The sequence below is a fragment of the Ensifer oleiphilus genome, assembly GCF_013371465.1.
Classification (GTDB): Bacteria; Pseudomonadota; Alphaproteobacteria; order Rhizobiales; family Rhizobiaceae; genus Ensifer; species Ensifer oleiphilus.
Genome location: NZ_JABWDU010000004.1, coordinates 360,740 through 377,180, shown reverse-complemented (window position 1 = coordinate 377,180; position 16,441 = coordinate 360,740). Strand labels below are relative to the sequence as shown.

At 61.4% G+C, this 16,441-nt stretch carries 15 protein-coding genes and 1 tRNA gene; 8 read left to right on the top strand and 8 right to left on the bottom strand.

Annotated features, from left to right (window positions below):
* The first annotated feature begins 48 nt into the window (after positions 1-48).
* Together HT585_RS19375 and HT585_RS19370 are read left to right on the top strand one after the other, a co-directional pair.
* Complete coding sequence (locus HT585_RS19375; protein ID WP_176354501.1) at positions 49-1,467, top strand: DUF1254 domain-containing protein; 1,419 nt, start codon at positions 49-51, stop codon at positions 1,465-1,467.
* A gap of 18 nt (positions 1,468-1,485) precedes the next feature.
* Positions 1,486-2,511, top strand: a complete 1,026-nt coding sequence (locus HT585_RS19370) for a DUF1254 domain-containing protein (protein WP_176354500.1) — start codon at positions 1,486-1,488, stop codon at positions 2,509-2,511.
* Between the two features lie 323 nt (positions 2,512-2,834).
* Here the strand turns inward: HT585_RS19370 and HT585_RS19365 are convergent, their stop codons facing one another.
* The 8 genes from HT585_RS19365 to HT585_RS19330 form a co-directional block, all read right to left on the bottom strand.
* Entirely contained in the window at positions 2,835-3,059 is a 225-nt protein-coding gene (locus HT585_RS19365) for a hypothetical protein (RefSeq protein ID WP_176354499.1), read from the bottom strand.
* A gap of 140 nt (positions 3,060-3,199) precedes the next feature.
* Complete coding sequence (rpsU, locus tag HT585_RS19360; protein ID WP_025424996.1) at positions 3,200-3,436, bottom strand: 30S ribosomal protein S21; 237 nt, start codon at positions 3,434-3,436, stop codon at positions 3,200-3,202.
* Positions 3,437-3,493: 57 nt separating this feature from the next.
* The gene (locus tag HT585_RS19355; RefSeq protein WP_025424997.1) at positions 3,494-3,778 is read right to left on the bottom strand and encodes a hypothetical protein; all 285 of its coding nucleotides are present in this window, start codon (positions 3,776-3,778) and stop codon (positions 3,494-3,496) included.
* A gap of 123 nt (positions 3,779-3,901) precedes the next feature.
* On the bottom strand, positions 3,902-4,111 hold the full coding sequence (locus tag HT585_RS19350) for a cold-shock protein (RefSeq protein WP_176354498.1): 210 nt from the start codon (positions 4,109-4,111) through the stop codon (positions 3,902-3,904).
* 516 nt (positions 4,112-4,627) lie between these two features.
* Positions 4,628-8,401, bottom strand: a complete 3,774-nt coding sequence (gene metH / locus HT585_RS19345) for a methionine synthase (RefSeq protein WP_176354497.1) — start codon at positions 8,399-8,401, stop codon at positions 4,628-4,630.
* Positions 8,402-8,649: 248 nt separating this feature from the next.
* Positions 8,650-9,813, bottom strand: a complete 1,164-nt coding sequence (locus HT585_RS19340; RefSeq protein WP_176354496.1) for an AGE family epimerase/isomerase — start codon at positions 9,811-9,813, stop codon at positions 8,650-8,652.
* A gap of 4 nt (positions 9,814-9,817) precedes the next feature.
* Positions 9,818-10,312: a heme-degrading domain-containing protein gene (locus HT585_RS19335; RefSeq protein ID WP_115419098.1), complete on the bottom strand. Its 495-nt coding sequence runs from the start codon at positions 10,310-10,312 to the stop codon at positions 9,818-9,820.
* A gap of 11 nt (positions 10,313-10,323) precedes the next feature.
* Positions 10,324-11,220, bottom strand: coding sequence for an ROK family protein (locus tag HT585_RS19330; RefSeq protein ID WP_176354495.1), 897 nt, complete (start codon positions 11,218-11,220; stop codon positions 10,324-10,326).
* 264 nt (positions 11,221-11,484) lie between these two features.
* On the opposite strand from HT585_RS19330, the gene HT585_RS19325 reads away from it, so the two are divergent.
* From HT585_RS19325 to HT585_RS19300, 6 genes are all read left to right on the top strand, one after another.
* Positions 11,485-11,561 (top strand) — tRNA-Arg (locus HT585_RS19325).
* 77 nt (positions 11,562-11,638) lie between these two features.
* Positions 11,639-12,139 carry a GNAT family N-acetyltransferase gene (locus tag HT585_RS19320; protein ID WP_176354494.1) on the top strand — a complete coding sequence of 167 codons (501 nt, stop codon included), beginning with the start codon at positions 11,639-11,641 and terminating at the stop codon, positions 12,137-12,139.
* A 102-nt stretch (positions 12,140-12,241) separates the two neighbouring features.
* Positions 12,242-12,661, top strand: a complete 420-nt coding sequence (locus tag HT585_RS19315; RefSeq protein WP_176354493.1) for a BA14K family protein — start codon at positions 12,242-12,244, stop codon at positions 12,659-12,661.
* Between the two features lie 320 nt (positions 12,662-12,981).
* Positions 12,982-14,514, top strand: a complete 1,533-nt coding sequence (locus HT585_RS19310) for an ABC transporter substrate-binding protein (RefSeq protein ID WP_176354492.1) — start codon at positions 12,982-12,984, stop codon at positions 14,512-14,514.
* A gap of 113 nt (positions 14,515-14,627) precedes the next feature.
* Positions 14,628-15,569: an ABC transporter permease gene (locus tag HT585_RS19305; RefSeq protein WP_176354491.1), complete on the top strand. Its 942-nt coding sequence runs from the start codon at positions 14,628-14,630 to the stop codon at positions 15,567-15,569.
* The gene (locus HT585_RS19300; RefSeq protein WP_176354490.1) at positions 15,569-16,438 is read left to right on the top strand and encodes an ABC transporter permease; all 870 of its coding nucleotides are present in this window, start codon (positions 15,569-15,571) and stop codon (positions 16,436-16,438) included. The genes HT585_RS19305 and HT585_RS19300 overlap by 1 nt, the downstream gene beginning before the upstream one ends.
* Positions 16,439-16,441: the final 3 nt, after the last annotated feature.

Below are 16,441 nucleotides of genomic sequence, written 5' to 3'. Positions count from 1 at the left end.
GGTGCCGCCGACTGCCTGCACGACACGCGTTCTTCTGGAGGACTTTGCATGCTCAGACGACGGACCCTTTTGATGTGCGGCGTGTTTGCTGCCGCGCTGTCCCCGTTAGCGGCCCTGCGGGCCGTTGCCACCGACGTGGCGCTTACACCGGACGAGGCACGGGCAATCGCCAAGGACGCGACGATCTACGGTTTCCCGCTGGTCGACAATTATCGGGTACAGCATTCCTATTTCGTCGATACCGGAGGGCCGGAGTTCAAGGCCCCCTGGAACGAGCTGGTCAACAATGCACGGGTCTATACGCCTGACGATAAGGCGATCCAGACCCCGAACTCCGATACGCCCTACTCCTATGTCGGTGCCGATCTGAGAGCCGAGCCCCTGGTGTTCACAGTGCCGGCTATCGAGAAGGAGCGTTACTACTCGCTGCAGTTCATCGACCAATACACCTTCAACTTCGCCTATGTCGGCAGCCGCGCCACGGGCAACGAGGCAGGCAGCTATCTGCTGGCCGGGCCGAACTGGAAGGGCGAAACGCCTGCCGGCATCAAGGCCGTCATCCGCTCGGAAACGGAGTTTGCCTTCGTGCTCTACCGCACGCAGCTCTTCAACCCGGATGATCTCGACAACGTCAAGAAGATCCAGGCTGGCTACAAGGTCGAGCCCCTGTCGACGTTCCTCGGGCAACCCGCGCCTGCTCCAGCCCCCGCCGTCGACTTCATCGCCCCCTTGAGCGCCGCCGACGAAAAGACCTCGCCCGATTTCTTCAAGGTGCTCAACTTCATCTTGCAGTTCTGCCCGACCGATCCTTCGGAGCGGGAGCTGATGGTCCGTTTCGCCGACCTGAACATCGGCGGAGGCAAGACATTCGACCTCATGGCCTTCCCGCCGGATATCCAGAAGGCGATCACCGACGGCATGGCGGATGCCTGGGCCGCCTTCAAGGAACACAAGGAGACGATGATCGACACCGGCAAGGCGTCGAGCGCCGATGCATTCGGCACGCGCGAATTCCTGAAGAACGATTACATGCAGCGCATGTCGGGCGCCGTGCTGGGCATCTACGGCAACTCCAAGGACGAAGCCCTTTACCCCGCCTATTTCACCGACGACCAGCAAAAGCCGCTCTCCGGCGCGAGCAAGTACGCGCTGCGTTGCGAGCCCGGCCAACTGCCGCCGGTCAACGCCTTCTGGTCGCTGACGCTCTACCAGCTGCCGGAAAGCCTGCTCTACGCCAATGCGCTCGATCGCTATCTCATCAATTCGCCGATGCTGCCAAGCCTGAAGCAAGACGCCGATGGCGGCCTGACCCTGCATGTCCAGAACGAGAGCCCGGGGGCAGATCGGGAAAGCAATTGGCTGCCCGCGCCAAAGGGACCATTCTTCGTGGTCATGCGGCTCTATTGGCCCAAGCCCGATGCGCTAGACGGAAAATGGAAGGCCCCGCCACTGAAAGTGGTCGCTTAAGCAGAGAGGATGCCCAACATGAAGACGCTTCGAACCACACTTGCTTTGGCAGCGGCCCTTACCTCGATCGGCATGATGCCAGCCAAAGCCGCAGAACCAGTTATTGTCGGTGTCGACAATTTCATCCGCGCCGAGAGCGACATGTATGCCGCAGCCATGGTCAAGGACGGGGCACTGGGGAAGCTGCTGCACCGCCGCGAGCCCGCCTCGATCGACAACCAGACGGTCATTCGCCTCAACCGCGACACTCTCTATTCCTCTGGAGTGTTCGACCTCGATGCCGGCCCCGTCACCATTACGCTGCCCGATGCCGGAAAACGGTTCATGTCGATGCAGGTGATCAACGAGGATCACTATGTGCCGCAGGTAACCTATGAGGCCGGCGAGCATACACTGACGAAGGAGGGCGTCGGGACGCGCTATGTCGTGGTTGCTATTCGCACGCTCGTCGATCCGGCCGACGCAAAGGATATCGAAGCGGTCCATGCCCTACAGGATGCGATCAAGGTCAGTCAGGCAAAGAGCGGCAGCTTCGAGGTCCCTGCCTGGGATCCCGCGAGCCAGAAGACAGTGCGTGAAGCGCTGCTTGCGCTGAGTGCGACATTGCCCGACTTCAAGAAAGCGTTCGGGACCAAGGAGGAGGTCGATCCCGTTCGCCATCTGATCGGAACGGCCTCGGCCTGGGGCGGAAACCCGGACAGGGATGCGACCTATCTCAACATCACGCCGTCGAAGAACGATGGCGCGACAGTCTACAAGCTCGATGTGAAGGATGTTCCGGTCGACGCGTTCTGGTCGGTGAGCGTCTACAATGACGCCGGATACTACGAGAAGAACCAGTATGGTGCTTACACTGTCAACAATATCACCGCAAAGAAGCGCGACGACGGCACGGTGGCGATCCAGTTCGGTGGCTGTGATGGCAAGATAGAAAATTGCCTGCCGACCACGAAAGGCTGGAATTACACCGTGCGCCTCTATCGTCCCCGGCAGGAAATAATGGATGGAAAGTGGCAGTTTCCGGAGCCAAGCCCCGTCAACTAATACATGTCGCGCAAAAGCGTGCCGCGGTTTTGCAAAAACGACATGCGTGAAAACAAGACCTTGAAGCGCGCCACGCGAATTTGAAAGATCGCGACGCGCTTTATCCGGGAGCAACGGCTGGCCAAGCATCCGGTTGAGGCGTGGCCGGCAGGAACGCTCGTGGGTTTTCATCTGCCCCTGTTCGGAGGCTCGGCATGGCAACGAGCAGGACGTCTCCGGCAGAGACGCGAAACGGCTCTCCGTTGGGAGAAAAAGAAATGTAGAGCGCTTCCGCAAGCGGGTCTAAACCGGAAACGCTCCAGGCCTTGCGATGATGGGTGAAATCAGGCGGGGGTGCGCTTGCGCGCCGGCTGGCGCTTCGGCGCCGGGGCAACGGGCTCGGCGTCAGCCTCTTGCAGAAGCCGCTGCGCCTTGAGCTTTTCGGTCTTCTTCTCGCGCGCCAGCTTTTCGGCAGCGACGATACCGCGGGCCGTGTGGTCGGTCGCCGCAGCCTTGTCGGCTGCCGACAAACGCTCAGGCTTGAAAAGATCTTTCTTCGTCGACGTCATGCGTACCTCCTCGCTCGGGCGTGGACCGATGCCGAAATCGGCATCGGTGCCTCAGATTTAAAGCTTTTCCCGGAAAAGTGCGAAGCGGTTTTCCGTCAGGAAACGCGTAAACAATCAGCTAGAGATCGTTCTTCGCCGCTCTAGCGGGTGCGGACGGCCTTCTTCGGCGCCGGCAGCAGGCCTTCACGCTGCAGCTTCTTGCGCGCGAGCTTGCGCTGGCGACGAACGGCTTCGGCCTTTTCGCGAACGCGCTTTTCCGACGGCTTTTCGTAAGCGCTGCGCGCCTTGAATTCGCGGAACAGTCCCTCGCGCTGCATCTTCTTCTTGAGAATGCGAAGTGCCTGGTCGACGTTGTTATCTCTGACGAGTACCTGCAAGGTATATCCTTCCCTTTGGTTCGTGGCCGCACACCGGCGGACCGAAATTGCCTTAGGCTATCTTCCGATCCGGATGCGCGACGGTTTCAGCCAGGGTTCCCCCTTGGCAATGATGCGCGACGGTCCCTCTTCGATGGGAGATGCCGCCTCAGTGGTCTCGACGTCGCTTGCAACGATGCGACGTTCGAAATTCTCGCCGTCGAAACGGACGCGATATTGGGTCTCGCCGTGGTCGGCGGGCAGAACACCGATGATCCGGCACGTCCTGACGGCGGGTGCCAGCTTGGTGAAATCGGCCCTTACGGTCACCGTGTCGCCAACGGCACAAATTCTGCGGGTCATGATAGTTTCCTTCCCCGGCGGTGCAGGGTCCGGACGCAAAAAGGCCGGGCTTCACCCGACCTCTTCCCGTCAATCAAACATCCCCAGCCAGTACATCCGTGGTCGGGGGAGGCAGATGACGATTCATACCGCCCGCAGATTGTCGGCAGAGTTCTTGCCGGTCTTGCGGTCGCGGACGATGTCGTAGGTGACCTTCTGGCCTTCCGCCAGCGAGCCCATGCCTGCACGCTCTACAGCGGAAACATGAACGAACACATCGGTCGTGCCGTCATCCGGCTGGATGAAGCCAAAACCCTTGGTGCCATTGAACCACTTTACTGTGCCTGAATTCATAACGATCTCCTTTCAATCGTTGATTTCGCTCGACGGGTATTCGCCGGGCCTTGTCGATGTTGAGAGGAAATCTGACTACGCTTTTCAGCGCTTTGACAAAGGTCGCAAGCAATATTCGATTGCACCCATATAATTCTTTTTTCGAGATTTTCAATGTTTCATTTGGAAAACCGCTCGAAATGCAACGGCGCGGCTGAAAAACAACGTTGGTTCAAGCTTGTTTCGATTGGAATCCTTTCGGAATTTCCATCCTGTTATTTTTAGGCGCGCCAAGAAATATATCTTTGCCTTCAACGATAAATCACGAATGCAGAACTATAGCCCAGCTGAGCGAAGCATAGAGGGGGCAAAAATGGCAAGTGTCGGCATCCCTGACCGCCCGATCCAGTTTCATCTTGTATTGAGGCAAGTGGGAAAGTGGGTTTCGCCGCAGGACCGGCCTTGCAGACAACCGCGCGTCAAAAGCGACACTGGCAGGCTTGATCGCCCGCCAGTGCTATTGTTGGATTGCCGAGATTACTCGGCTGCCTCTGCTTCGGGCATCGGCACATAATTGAGAATTGGCGAAAGCCAGCGCTCGACTTCGCGCACAGGCATGCGCTTGCGCGACGCGTAATCTTCGACCTGATCGCGCTCGACCTTGGCGACACCGAAATAATAGGCCTCGGGATGGCCGATATAGAGACCGGAGACGGACGAGCCCGGCCACATCGCAAAGCTCTCGGTCAAGGTGACGCCGATGGTCTTTTCAGCCTCCAGCAATCGGAACAGGGTTTCCTTTTCGGTGTGATCGGGCTGTGCCGGATAACCTGGCGCCGGACGAATGCCGGCATAGGGCTCACCGACAAGATCCTGCGGTAAGAAGGTCTCGTCGGCCGCATAGCCCCAGAGCTCCTTGCGCACATATTCATGCATGCGCTCGGCAAAAGCCTCGGCGAAGCGGTCAGCGAGTGCCTTGACCATGATCGACGAATAGTCGTCGTTGGCGCGCTCGAAGCGCTCGGCGATCGCCACTTCCTCGATGCCGGCCGTCACGACGAAGCCGCCGAGATAGTCTCGGCTGCTGCTGTCGACGGGGGCCACGAAATCCGACAGAGCCACGTTCGGCCGGCCGTCGCGCTTGCTCAGCTGCTGGCGCAGCGTAAAGAAGGTGGCAAGCTCGGCATCGCGCGCTTCGTCGGCAAACAGCCGGATGTCGTCGCCAACGGTTCCGGCCGGCCAGAAGCCGACAACCGCCTTCGGCGCGAACCATTTCTCGTCGATGATCTTGGCAAGCATCGCCTGCGCATCGTCGAACAACTGACGGGCGGCCTGTCCCTGCTTCTCGTCGTCGAGGATCTTGGGATAGACGCCCTTCAGCTCCCAGGTCTGGAAGAACGGCGTCCAGTCGATGTAGCGCGCCAGTTCCTCCAGTTCCCAGCCCTGAAACACCCGTGTTCCGAGGAACGAGGGCGCTTTCGCCTGGTAGCCGCTCCAATCCACTTTGTGGGCATTGGCGCGGGCCTGCGACAGCGGCAGGCGGCGCTTTTCCGCCTCGTTGCGGGCATGGGCATCGGCAACCTTGCGGTACTCAGCCTGGATCGTCGCGACATAAGAGTCTTTCGCCTCGGGCGACAGCAGACTGGAGACGACGCCGACCGCGCGGCTCGCGTCGGTGACATAGACCGTCTGGCCGCGATCGTAGCGCGGATTGATCTTGACCGCCGTATGCACCCGGCTCGTCGTGGCACCGCCGATCAGCAACGGAATGTCAAAACCTTCGCGCTCGAGTTCCGCGGCGACGTGCACCATCTCGTCGAGCGACGGCGTGATCAGGCCGGAAAGGCCGATGATATCGACGTTCTGCTCCTTGGCCACCTGCAGGATCTTGGCCGACGGCACCATGACGCCAAGGTCGATGATCTCGTAGTTGTTGCAGGCCAGCACGACGCCGACGATGTTCTTGCCGATGTCGTGCACGTCGCCCTTGACCGTCGCCATCAGGATCTTGCCGGCGCTCTGGCGCTCGCCTTCGCCGCCAGCTGCCAGCCGCTCGGCTTCCATGTGCGGCAGCAGAACGGCAACCGCCTGCTTCATCACGCGTGCGGACTTCACCACCTGCGGCAGGAACATCTTGCCCGAGCCGAACAGGTCGCCGACGACGTTCATGCCGGCCATCAGCGGACCTTCGATCACATGCAGCGGCCTTGCGCTCGAAAGCCTGGCCTCCTCTGTATCCGCCTCGATGTATTCGGTGATGCCGTTGACCAGCGCGTGTTCGAGCCGCTTTTCCACCGCCCATTCGCGCCAGGAGAGATCCTTCTCCTTGGCCTGGGCGCCGCCCTGGCCGCGATAGCGCTCGGCAATTTCAAGCATGCGCTCGGTCGAATCGGCGCGCCGGTTCAGGACCACGTCCTCGCAGGCCTCACGCAACTCGGCATCGATGCCGTCATAGACGGCAAGCTGGCCGGCATTGACGATGCCCATGTCCATGCCCGCCTGGATGGCGTGGTAGAGGAACACGGCGTGCATCGCCTCGCGCACCGGCTCGTTGCCGCGGAAGGAGAAGGAGAGGTTGGAGACGCCGCCGGAAATGTGCACATGCGGCAGCGTCGCGATGATCTCGCGGGTCGCCTCGATGAAATCGACGCCGTAGTTGTTGTGCTCCTCGATCCCGGTTGCGACAGCAAAGATGTTCGGGTCGAAGATGATGTCTTCGGGCGGGAAACCCGCCTGTTCGGTCAGTAGCTTGTAGGCGCGGGTGCAGATCTCGACCTTGCGCGCCTTGGTATCGGCCTGGCCGACCTCGTCGAACGCCATGATGACGACGGCAGCGCCATAGGCGCGGCAAAGCCTGGCGTGGTGCAAAAACGCCTCCTCGCCTTCCTTCATCGAGATCGAGTTGACCAGCGGCTTGCCCTGGACGCATTTCAGGCCGGCCTCGATCACCTCCCACTTCGAGGAGTCGATCATGACAGGAACGCGGGCGATATCCGGTTCGGAGGCGATGAGATTGAGGAACTCGATCATCGCCTGCTTCGAATCGATCAGGCCCTCGTCCATGTTGATGTCGATGATCTGGGCGCCGTTGGCGACCTGGTCCCGGGCGACATCGAGCGCTGCCGAATAATCGCCGGCGGTGATCAGCTTGCGGAACTTGGCCGAGCCGGTGACGTTCGTGCGTTCGCCGACATTGACGAAGGGAATATCCGACGTCAGCGTGAAGGGCTCCAACCCAGAAAGCCGCATCAGCGGCGCGACATCGGGGATGCGGCGCGGCGGATGCTTGGCAACCGCCTTGGCAATCGCACTGATATGGGCCGGCGTCGAGCCGCAGCAGCCGCCGACGATGTTCAGCAGACCATCGCGGGCAAAGGCCTCGACCTGGGCCGCCATCTGATCCGGCGTTTCGTCATATTGACCGAATTCGTTCGGCAGCCCGGCATTCGGATAGGCGCAGATGAAGGCATCGGCGACACTGGAAAGCTCGTCGATATGCGCGCGCATGGCGTTGGCGCCGAGCGCACAGTTGAGACCGATGGTGAACGGCTCGGCATGGCGCACGGAATACCAGAATGCCGTCGGCGTCTGGCCGGAGAGCGTGCGGCCGGAAAGATCGGTGATCGTGCCGGAGATCATCACCGGCAGTTCGATGCCTTTCTCGGCGAACACTTCCTTGGTGGCGAAGATCGCCGCCTTGGCGTTCAGCGTGTCGAAGATCGTCTCGATGAGGATGATATCGGCGCCGCCGTCGATCAGACCGCGGATCTGTTCGGCATAGGCAAGTCTCAGATCGTCGAAGCTGACCGCCCGGTAACCGGGATTGTTGACATCGGGCGAAATCGACGCGGTCCTGTTCGTCGGGCCAAGCGCGCCGGCGACGAAGCGTCGACGACCGTCATGCGCTTCGGCGCGTTTTGCCGCACGCCGCGCCAGCCGGGCGCCGTCGCGGTTGAGGTCGTAGACCATATCTTCCATGCCGTAGTCCGCCTGGGCGATACGGGTCGAGGAAAACGTGTTCGTTTCCAGAATATCGGCGCCGGCGATGGCGTAGGAATAGTGGATGTCCTCGATCGCCTTCGGCTGCGTCAGCGTCAAAAGGTCGTTGTTGCCCTGCTGGTGACAGGCGCAACTGCCGAAGCGATCGCCTCGAAAATGATCCTCGACGAAACCCAGTTGCTGGATTTCCGTGCCCATGGCGCCGTCCATGATCAGGATGCGCTCGCTGGCCGCCTGCTTCAGCGCCCGCATGACTTCGGAGCCATCCGGCTTGGAGGAAAGGTCGCCGAAAAGGGCGTCGATGGCGGACATGGGAAATCTCCCGTTCTGAAAACGACAAACAATAGCCGAGTCAATCACATAAAGATATCTTTATGTCAACATATGAAAGGACTTATTTTGCCTCGATGAGCCTGGCTTCAGCGCCCATCTGTGCACCGTTTCAGTCTGCGCACAGGCGCGGCAGAAAGACGATTCGGCTTTTCGGATGAACAGGGAGCAAAAAGAAAACGGCCCGCCGCGCGTGCGACGAGCCATGGGCATACCATCAGAGAAAAAGCTCAGAGGCGAGCGAGGCAGTCCTCGGCTTCATAGATGGCGCAAAGGATGTGGTAGAAACTGCTCGCCGGTGCCGGCTCTTCGACGAAAATGCCGTCCGGCTTCTGCTTGTCGCGCCACAGGCCCGCAACCGGCGTCTCCAGGAAGAAGCCGAGTGCCGCCGCTGCCCGGGCCGCCGAAGCGAGGTAGCGCTCGCGCTCCGCCCCGTCGGTCAGCGCCGCGAAGCGAACCGACGCTTTCAGCCATTCGGTCTGCGGCCAGAGCCGGGCGATCGGGTCGGCGACCGAGAAATCGTCGAGCAGGGTCATGACCGCGACATTCCGAGTCGGGCAGATGCCGTGCGCCTCGCCGATGGCAAACAGCCGCCGAGCCTTGACAATGGCTTCGGCACTCCCGCGTCGCTCTGCCCAGCGCAGAAGCAGCCAGGCCCACTCGAACAGGTGGCCCGGCTCGACGATACGACCCTTGTCGCCCGGATAAGGCGCCCAATCGTGGTCGAAAAACTCCCTGAGCGCGCCGGTATCGCCGTCGATGAAATGATCCATCGCCAGATGCGCGATCTCGTCGGCGAGGTTGGACCAGGCAACCTGATCGAAGCCTTCCACCTCTTCGCTGGCAAGGCACGCTTCGAACAGATGCATGTGCGGGTTGGAGCAGAGCGGCAGCCGCGACGGATCATCCTCCTCGAAGCCGATGAGCGGATGCTTGCAATGGGTTTCGAGACGTTGGCGCAGACCATTGCTGCGCTCGATCATCTCGGGCTTTCGATCCGGGAAGACCTCGGCAAGGTACGCGAAGGCCAATAGCGCGAAAGCCTGATTGTAGAGATCGAAGGAGGCATCGATCAAGTGACCGTCTGCATCCGCGAGCGCGCCGTAAAAGCCTGTCGGCTGCAGATAGACACGATCGAAATAGGCAAGCCCGCCCTCGGCGGCACTCTTCCAGTCGCCGCCCCATCCACGCCTGCCGGCCTCGGCGAAGCAATAGACCTGGCGCGGCTGCACCCGGGCGCGACGGTTGGCGCGCGTCGGCTCGCCTGCCATGTCGATGGTTTCGACGAAGCCGCCGCCCGTCGCATCGACGCCCTTTTCGCGCCAGAGCGGCAGGGCTTTTTCGGCCAGCCATGTCGACAGGGTGGCGGATTGCGAGAAAATGTCCTGCGGCAACGGTTCAGCCCTCAAGCTTCAGGTCGTCATGGTTCTTGCCGAGCAACTCGGCCAGCGCCTCGACCACCATGTTGTGGTCCTCGCGCTGCGGCAAGCCGGACACGGTCACCGCACCGATGCAGCCCGTGCCCTTGACGACGATCGGGAAGCTGCCGCCATGGGCGGCATATTCGGCATCGGGAAGACCGAGCTTTGCCTGCAGGTTGGTCTGCTGCTTCAACAGCCCGAGGCCGGTCGAATAGCTGCTCTTGAACAGGCGGAAGACGGTGTTGCGCTTGCGGCGTACCCAATTCGGATTGTCGGGCGTTGCACCTTCAAGCGCGGCATAGAACACCTGCATGGAAAACAGCGTGATGTCGATGACGACCCCGAGCTTGCGCTCGGCCGCCATGCGGCGCAGCGTCGAGCCAAGCTGCCACGCGGCTTCCAGATCGAAACTGTCGAATTGCAGCTCCCGCTCCTGCTCGCCGATGCGCTTGAGATCCTTGTCGATGTTCATGAAGCCTCCGCTCAATCCTTCCAGAGCCAGGCCGCACCGCGCACGCCGGAGCTATCTCCGTGCAGCGCCTTGCGAACAGGCGTTTCGAAACTGTCGCCAAAGAGGTAGTCGACCACCAGTGGCGGCACGTCCTCATAGATCTCGTCGACATTCGACATGCCCCCGCCGAGCACGAAGACATCGGGATCGACGATATTGGTCAGAAGCGCAAGGCTGCGCGCCAACCTGTCGACGAAGCGATCGTAGACGCCCGTTGCTACCGGATCGCCGGCGCGCTTCGCCTCGATGATATCGCGCCCACGCATTTCGACGCCCGTGGTCAGGCGATAGTCGAGTTCGACCCCGGTGCCGCAGGCATACATGTCGAGACAGCCGTGTTTGCCGCACCAGCATTTGTGACCGGGATATTCGTCCTTCGTCATCCATGGAAGCGGATAGTGGCCGATTTCGGCGGCAACGCCCTGGTAGCCGGCGTGCACCTTCTTGCCGATCGCCAGCCCGCCGCCGTGGCCGGTGCCGACGATCACGCCAAAGACTGTCTGCGCATCCTTGCCGGCACCGTCGACCGCCTCCGACACCGCCAGGCAATTGGCGTCGTTGGCGAGGCGCACCTTGCGGCCGAGCGCCTGCTCGAGGTCGCGCCCGAGCGGTTTGCCGTTGATCAGCACGGCGTTGGAGTTGCGCACGATGCCGGTGCGCGGATTGGGGCTGCCGGGAATGCCGATGCCGATCGAGCCCTGTTCGCCAGCCGTCTGTTCGGCGGCGGCGACGAGGTCGAGAACAGCGCGAATGCAGTCGTCATAGCCACTCGTCGGCGTGGCGACACGGTGGCGCGCGCGCGTCTCGCCATCGCGGTCGAGCGCGATGACTTCCATTTTCGTGCCGCCCCAATCAATTCCGATGAACATGTCTGGATAGGTCTCTGGGTGAAGGTCGAATGAAGCAGCGCCTGCCTCCTCAAGCCGGCGCTAATGACTGCTTAGCATTCGAAAGACGGGAAACGCCAGCCCCCGATTTCGGCACGCCTCGGTAGAGGACGGAGCCGTGTCGGACCGGCAACATCCGACCGCTCCTGGATGCTCAGCATCCAAGCGCCAAGCCCTCTTTCGTAAAGACATCGTGCAAAAACACTTGGCGAACAGGCCTTGCTTTTGTATGGGTGCTATCCAAGTGGTCCCGTAGCTCAGCAGGATAGAGCACCAGATTCCTAATCTGGGGGTCACGCGTTCGAATCGCGTCGGGATCACCATTCTTCTTGTCATACCTCAACACACCACGGGCCGCCCAGTTGGGTCTGGCGCCAATCCGGCATCGATGCGAACGATCATGGTTCAATTGCTCGTCACCTACATGGAAATGCGCACTCGACCGACCGGCGAGCCGCTGCCCTCGCCCGTCGAGAACGCAGCGTTTGCGCTTCAGCGATTGGAGGCAGAGCCATTCCTTTCGCTCTATCGCGCCGTCGGCGAACCGCTTCGTTGGGATCAACGGTTGCGTATGTCTGCCGATACACTCGACGCCTTTTTACGCAGCCCATCGACTGCGGTTTACACCCTGCGGGTCGACGGTCGTGCCGTCGGGCTTTGCGAATTCGACCGTGTTGAGAGTTCCGATATCGAACTCACTCATTTCGGCCTGATCCCCGACATGCAGGGCAGAAGGCTCGGGCCGTATCTTCTTGATGCAGCACTGCGCGCCGTCTGGGATCGTGCGCCCCAGCGCATCTGGCTGCACACGGACGAGTGGGATCACGCCAAGGCGCAGGACACCTATCGCCGTGCCGGCTTCGGCATCTTCGCGCAGAAGCTGGAAGAAGTCGGCGAGTAGCCACTAATACAAACCCGTTCACGTTGCCGTGAGCTTCGGCCGTCGCCGCGGCACAAAACGCGCGTTCATCCATTTCCCCAGTGAAAGGAAATGGTGAAGCCCATGAGAAAGCTGGCAATTGTTGCGCTTTCGCTGGCATCGGCCTTCTCCAGCGTAGCCCCGGCACAGGCATTCCCGTCGGTCATACCCATGAAGGCAAGCATCTCGGACGTCGAAACCGTGCAATACTACAATCGCCGCTGGTATCGCGGCGGCAATGACTACAGATGGCGTGGCGACCGGCGATATTATCGTCACCGGGACTGGGATGACGATCATGACGACCGGGTCGGCGCGATCATCGGTGGCCTTGCCGCCGGCGCCATCATCGGCGGACTGATGAACGCCCAGCCAAGACGGTATTACGGCGGCAACTCGCATGTGAGTTGGTGCCAAAGTCGCTACCGCTCGTATCGGGCGTGGGACAATACCTTCCAGCCCTATTACGGTGCGCGGCGGGCCTGTTATTCGCCCTATCGCTAACGGCCATCCATCCCGACCCGTCGCCTTCAAGGCGGCGGGACCCATTTGGAATGACAAGCATTTTTCAGAGCGCGTGACGACATAGGTCACTGCGCAGGGACGTCGAGCAGGCTGCTCCGTCAGACTGAATGACACGCAGCCTCACGATGCGTCCGCTCCCCAAGTCAATTTTCTCTTCTCCGGCTTCTTCCTCCCAACAACTGCGGTCTGAACCGCGGCTTTTCTCCAGCGCTTGACATCTCCGTAAGCCTGATCTTATCATTCCAATATAAAGTATCTTAGTACATAATTATGCAATAACAAGAAGAGAGGAACGTAGGATGAAATCATCAGCAAGGATTGCACTGCTTCTGGGAACGGCGCTGGTCGCCTCCACCTCATTTGCCTTCGCGCAGGAAAAGGGCAGCGTCATCAACGTCGCCACTGTCGGCGAGCCGCCGACACTCGACCCGATGGCCTCGACGGCCGACCTCGTCGGCATCGTCTCGCAGCACATATTCGAGACGCTCTACACCTTCGACAAGGATTGGAAGCCGACGCCGCTTCTGGCCGCGGCCATGCCGGAAATCAGCGCCGACGGCAAAACCTACACCATCAAGCTACGCTCCGGCGTCAAGTTCCATGACGGCACCGACATGGACGCGACCGACGTCGTCGCTTCGCTCGAGCGCTGGATGAAGACGGCCTCGCGCGGCAAGCAGACGGCAACGACGATCGCCGGCATCGAAGCGATCGATGCGACCATGGTCAAGATCTCGCTCAACACACCCTATGCGCCGCTGGTCTCGCTGCTCGCCTTCAACAACTCCGCCGCAATCGTGCTGCCCTCCGAAAAGCAGGCCGAGCCGATGGTTGATTTCGTCGGCACCGGTCCCTACAAGCTCAAGGAGCGCAAGGCCGACCAGTACATCCAGCTTGAGCGCTACGCTGGTTACGTCTCGCCCGAAGGCGAAAGCAACGGCTACGGCGGCGCGCGTCATCAATATGCCGACGAGATTCGCTTCGTGCCGGTTCCAGATCCAAACACCCGCGTCGAGGCCGCCGTCTCCGGCCAGTACGACTATGTCGATTCCATCCCGGTCGAATCCTTCGAGCGGGTCAAGGGCTCGTCGGCCTCCGAACCTGTCATGCTGCAACCCTTCGGCTGGCCGGTCTTCGTCCTGAACTCCGGCAACGGCATGACCAAGAACCTGGAGCTGCGCAAGGCGATTCGCACGGCACTCAGCATGGAAGACATGATGGCGGCCGCCTTCGGCAGCACCGACTTCTACGCGCTCGATGCCGCTCTTTACCCCGCTCAATATGTCTGGCGCACCGAAGCCGGCACGGAAGGCGGCTACAATGTCGCCGATCCGGAAAAGGCAGGCGAACTGTTGAAGGCCGCCGGCTACAAAGGCGAGCCGCTGCGCATCCTGACGAGCCGCCAATACGAGTTCCACTACAAGATGGCGCAGGTCGCGGCCGAATATCTGAAGCTGGCCGGCTTCACCGTCGACCTGCAGGTGGTGGATTGGGCGACGCTCACCCAGCGCCGCGCCGACCCGACGCTCTGGGATATCTATATCACCCACAGCCCGTTCCTGCCTGAACCTGCCCTGATCGGCATGATGTCGACCAAGGCGCCGGGCAACTGGGATACGCCGGCCCGCGCCAAGGCCGTCGATGCCTTCAACGCCGAATCGGATGCCGGCAAGCGCGTGACGCTCTGGGCCGACGTGCAGAAGGTGATCTACGAGGAAGTCCCGTTCATCAAGATCGGCGATTTCAACGCCCTGTCGGCCAAGACAAAGACGCTTGACGGCGTCTCGCCGGCCCCATGGCCCTACTTCTGGAACGCTTCGATCAAAAAGTAAGCTTTCACCCACTTGAAGCCTCCGGCGGGCGGTCTCCCCTTGAGGGATCGCTGCCCGCCGGATAGCCAGGCGCCGTTTCATCGGCGCCCGTGCGGAAGAAGTTCGAGGCACCCATGATACGCTATATCCTCCAGCGCCTGTTCGGCATGATCGTGGTCATGGCGCTTGTCGTCACCATTGTCTTCGTCATCGTACGCGTGACGCCCGGCGATCCCGCAGCCGTCATGCTCGGACCCGAGGCGACGCAGCAAGACATCGCCGAATTGCGCACCAAGCTTGGCCTCGACCAGTCGCTGGGCCTGCAATATGTCTATTACATCGGGCAGTTGCTTCAGGGCGATCTCGGCCAGTCGATCTTTCTCAACCAGCCGGTCACATCGGCGCTTGCCGAGCGGGCCGAGCCGACCTTCTTCCTGACCCTGTTTTCGATCCTGATCGCCAGCGGCATTGCGCTGCCGATCGGCATATACGCGGCCTACCGGCGTGGCTCCTTCGTCGACCAGGCGGCCACCACGCTGGCCATGCTTGCCGCCAGCATTCCGAGCTTCTGGCTCGGCCTGATCCTCATTCAATTTCTCGCCGTGCGCCTCGGCTGGTTTCCGGTCTCCGGCTACGGCGGTCCGGGCTCCACCTTCCTTGAGCGCATGTACCATCTGACCCTGCCGGCGATTGCGCTTGGGGTTGTCTCCTCTGCGCTGATCCTGCGCTTCACCCGCGCCTCGATGCTCGACGTGCTCGGCGACGACTTCATCCGCACCGCCCGCGCCAAGGGGCTGGGCGAGCGCCGCGTGGTGATGAAACACGCCCTGAAGAACGCGCTTATCCCGATCCTGACGATCATCGGGCTCACCGCCGCGGTGCTGATCTCCGGCGCCGTCGTCACCGAAACCGTCTTCGGCCTGCCGGGCGTCGGCAACCTCGTCGTCTCGGCCGTGCTCCGGCGCGACTACCCGGTGATCCAGGGCGCGCTCCTGGTGATCGCCGCGCTCTACGTGCTGATCAATTTCGCGATCGACATGTTCTATCTCCTCGTTGATCCAAGGGTTCGCTACTGATGACCGCCACCGTATCAACCCCAGTCGTCAGCGAACGCGCCAAGTTCCTGCGCCGCCTGCTCAAGCGCAAGACCGTCGCCTTCGGTCTGTTCGTCATCGTCACCTTCGTGCTGCTCGCGGTGTTCGCGCCGCTGATCGCGCCCTATGCGCCGGGCAAGCTGTCGATCGTCAACCGTCTGTCACCGCCGAGCCTGCAATGGTTCTTCGGCACCGACGAATTCGGACGCGACGTGTTTTCGCGCACGCTCTATGCCGGCCGGCTGTCGCTGCTGGTCGGTGCCGCCGTCGTCACGCTTGCTACCCTCGTCGGCGTCGTCATGGGGCTGCTCGCCGGTTTCTTCCCGAAGCTCGACGCGCCGATCGCCCGGCTGATCGACGCGATGATGGCCTTTCCCGATATCCTGCTGGCGATCGCGCTCGTCGCCGCCCTCGGCCCCTCGCTGACGACGGTGATCATCGCGCTCAGCGTCGTCTATGCGCCACGGCTGGCGCGCGTGGTGCGTGCCTCGACGCTGGTGATCCGCGAGCTGCCCTATGTCGAGGCCGCCCGCGCGCTCGGCATCTCGACGCCGCATATCATGACACGGCATGTGCTGCGCAACCTGCTCTCGCCGATCCTGGTGCAGGGTACATTCCTGTTTGCCCATGCGATGCTCGCCGAAGCCGGGCTTTCCTTCCTCGGCGTCGGCGTCAGCCCTGAAATCCCGACCTGGGGCACGATGATCGCCTCGGGCCGGCAATACATCGGACAGGCCGATTGGGTGACGCTGTTTCCCGGCATCGCCATCGTGCTCTCGGTCCTGTCCCTGCAGATGGTTGGCGACGGATTGCGCGACATGCTCGATCCCCGCCTCAGAAAGGACTTGTGATCC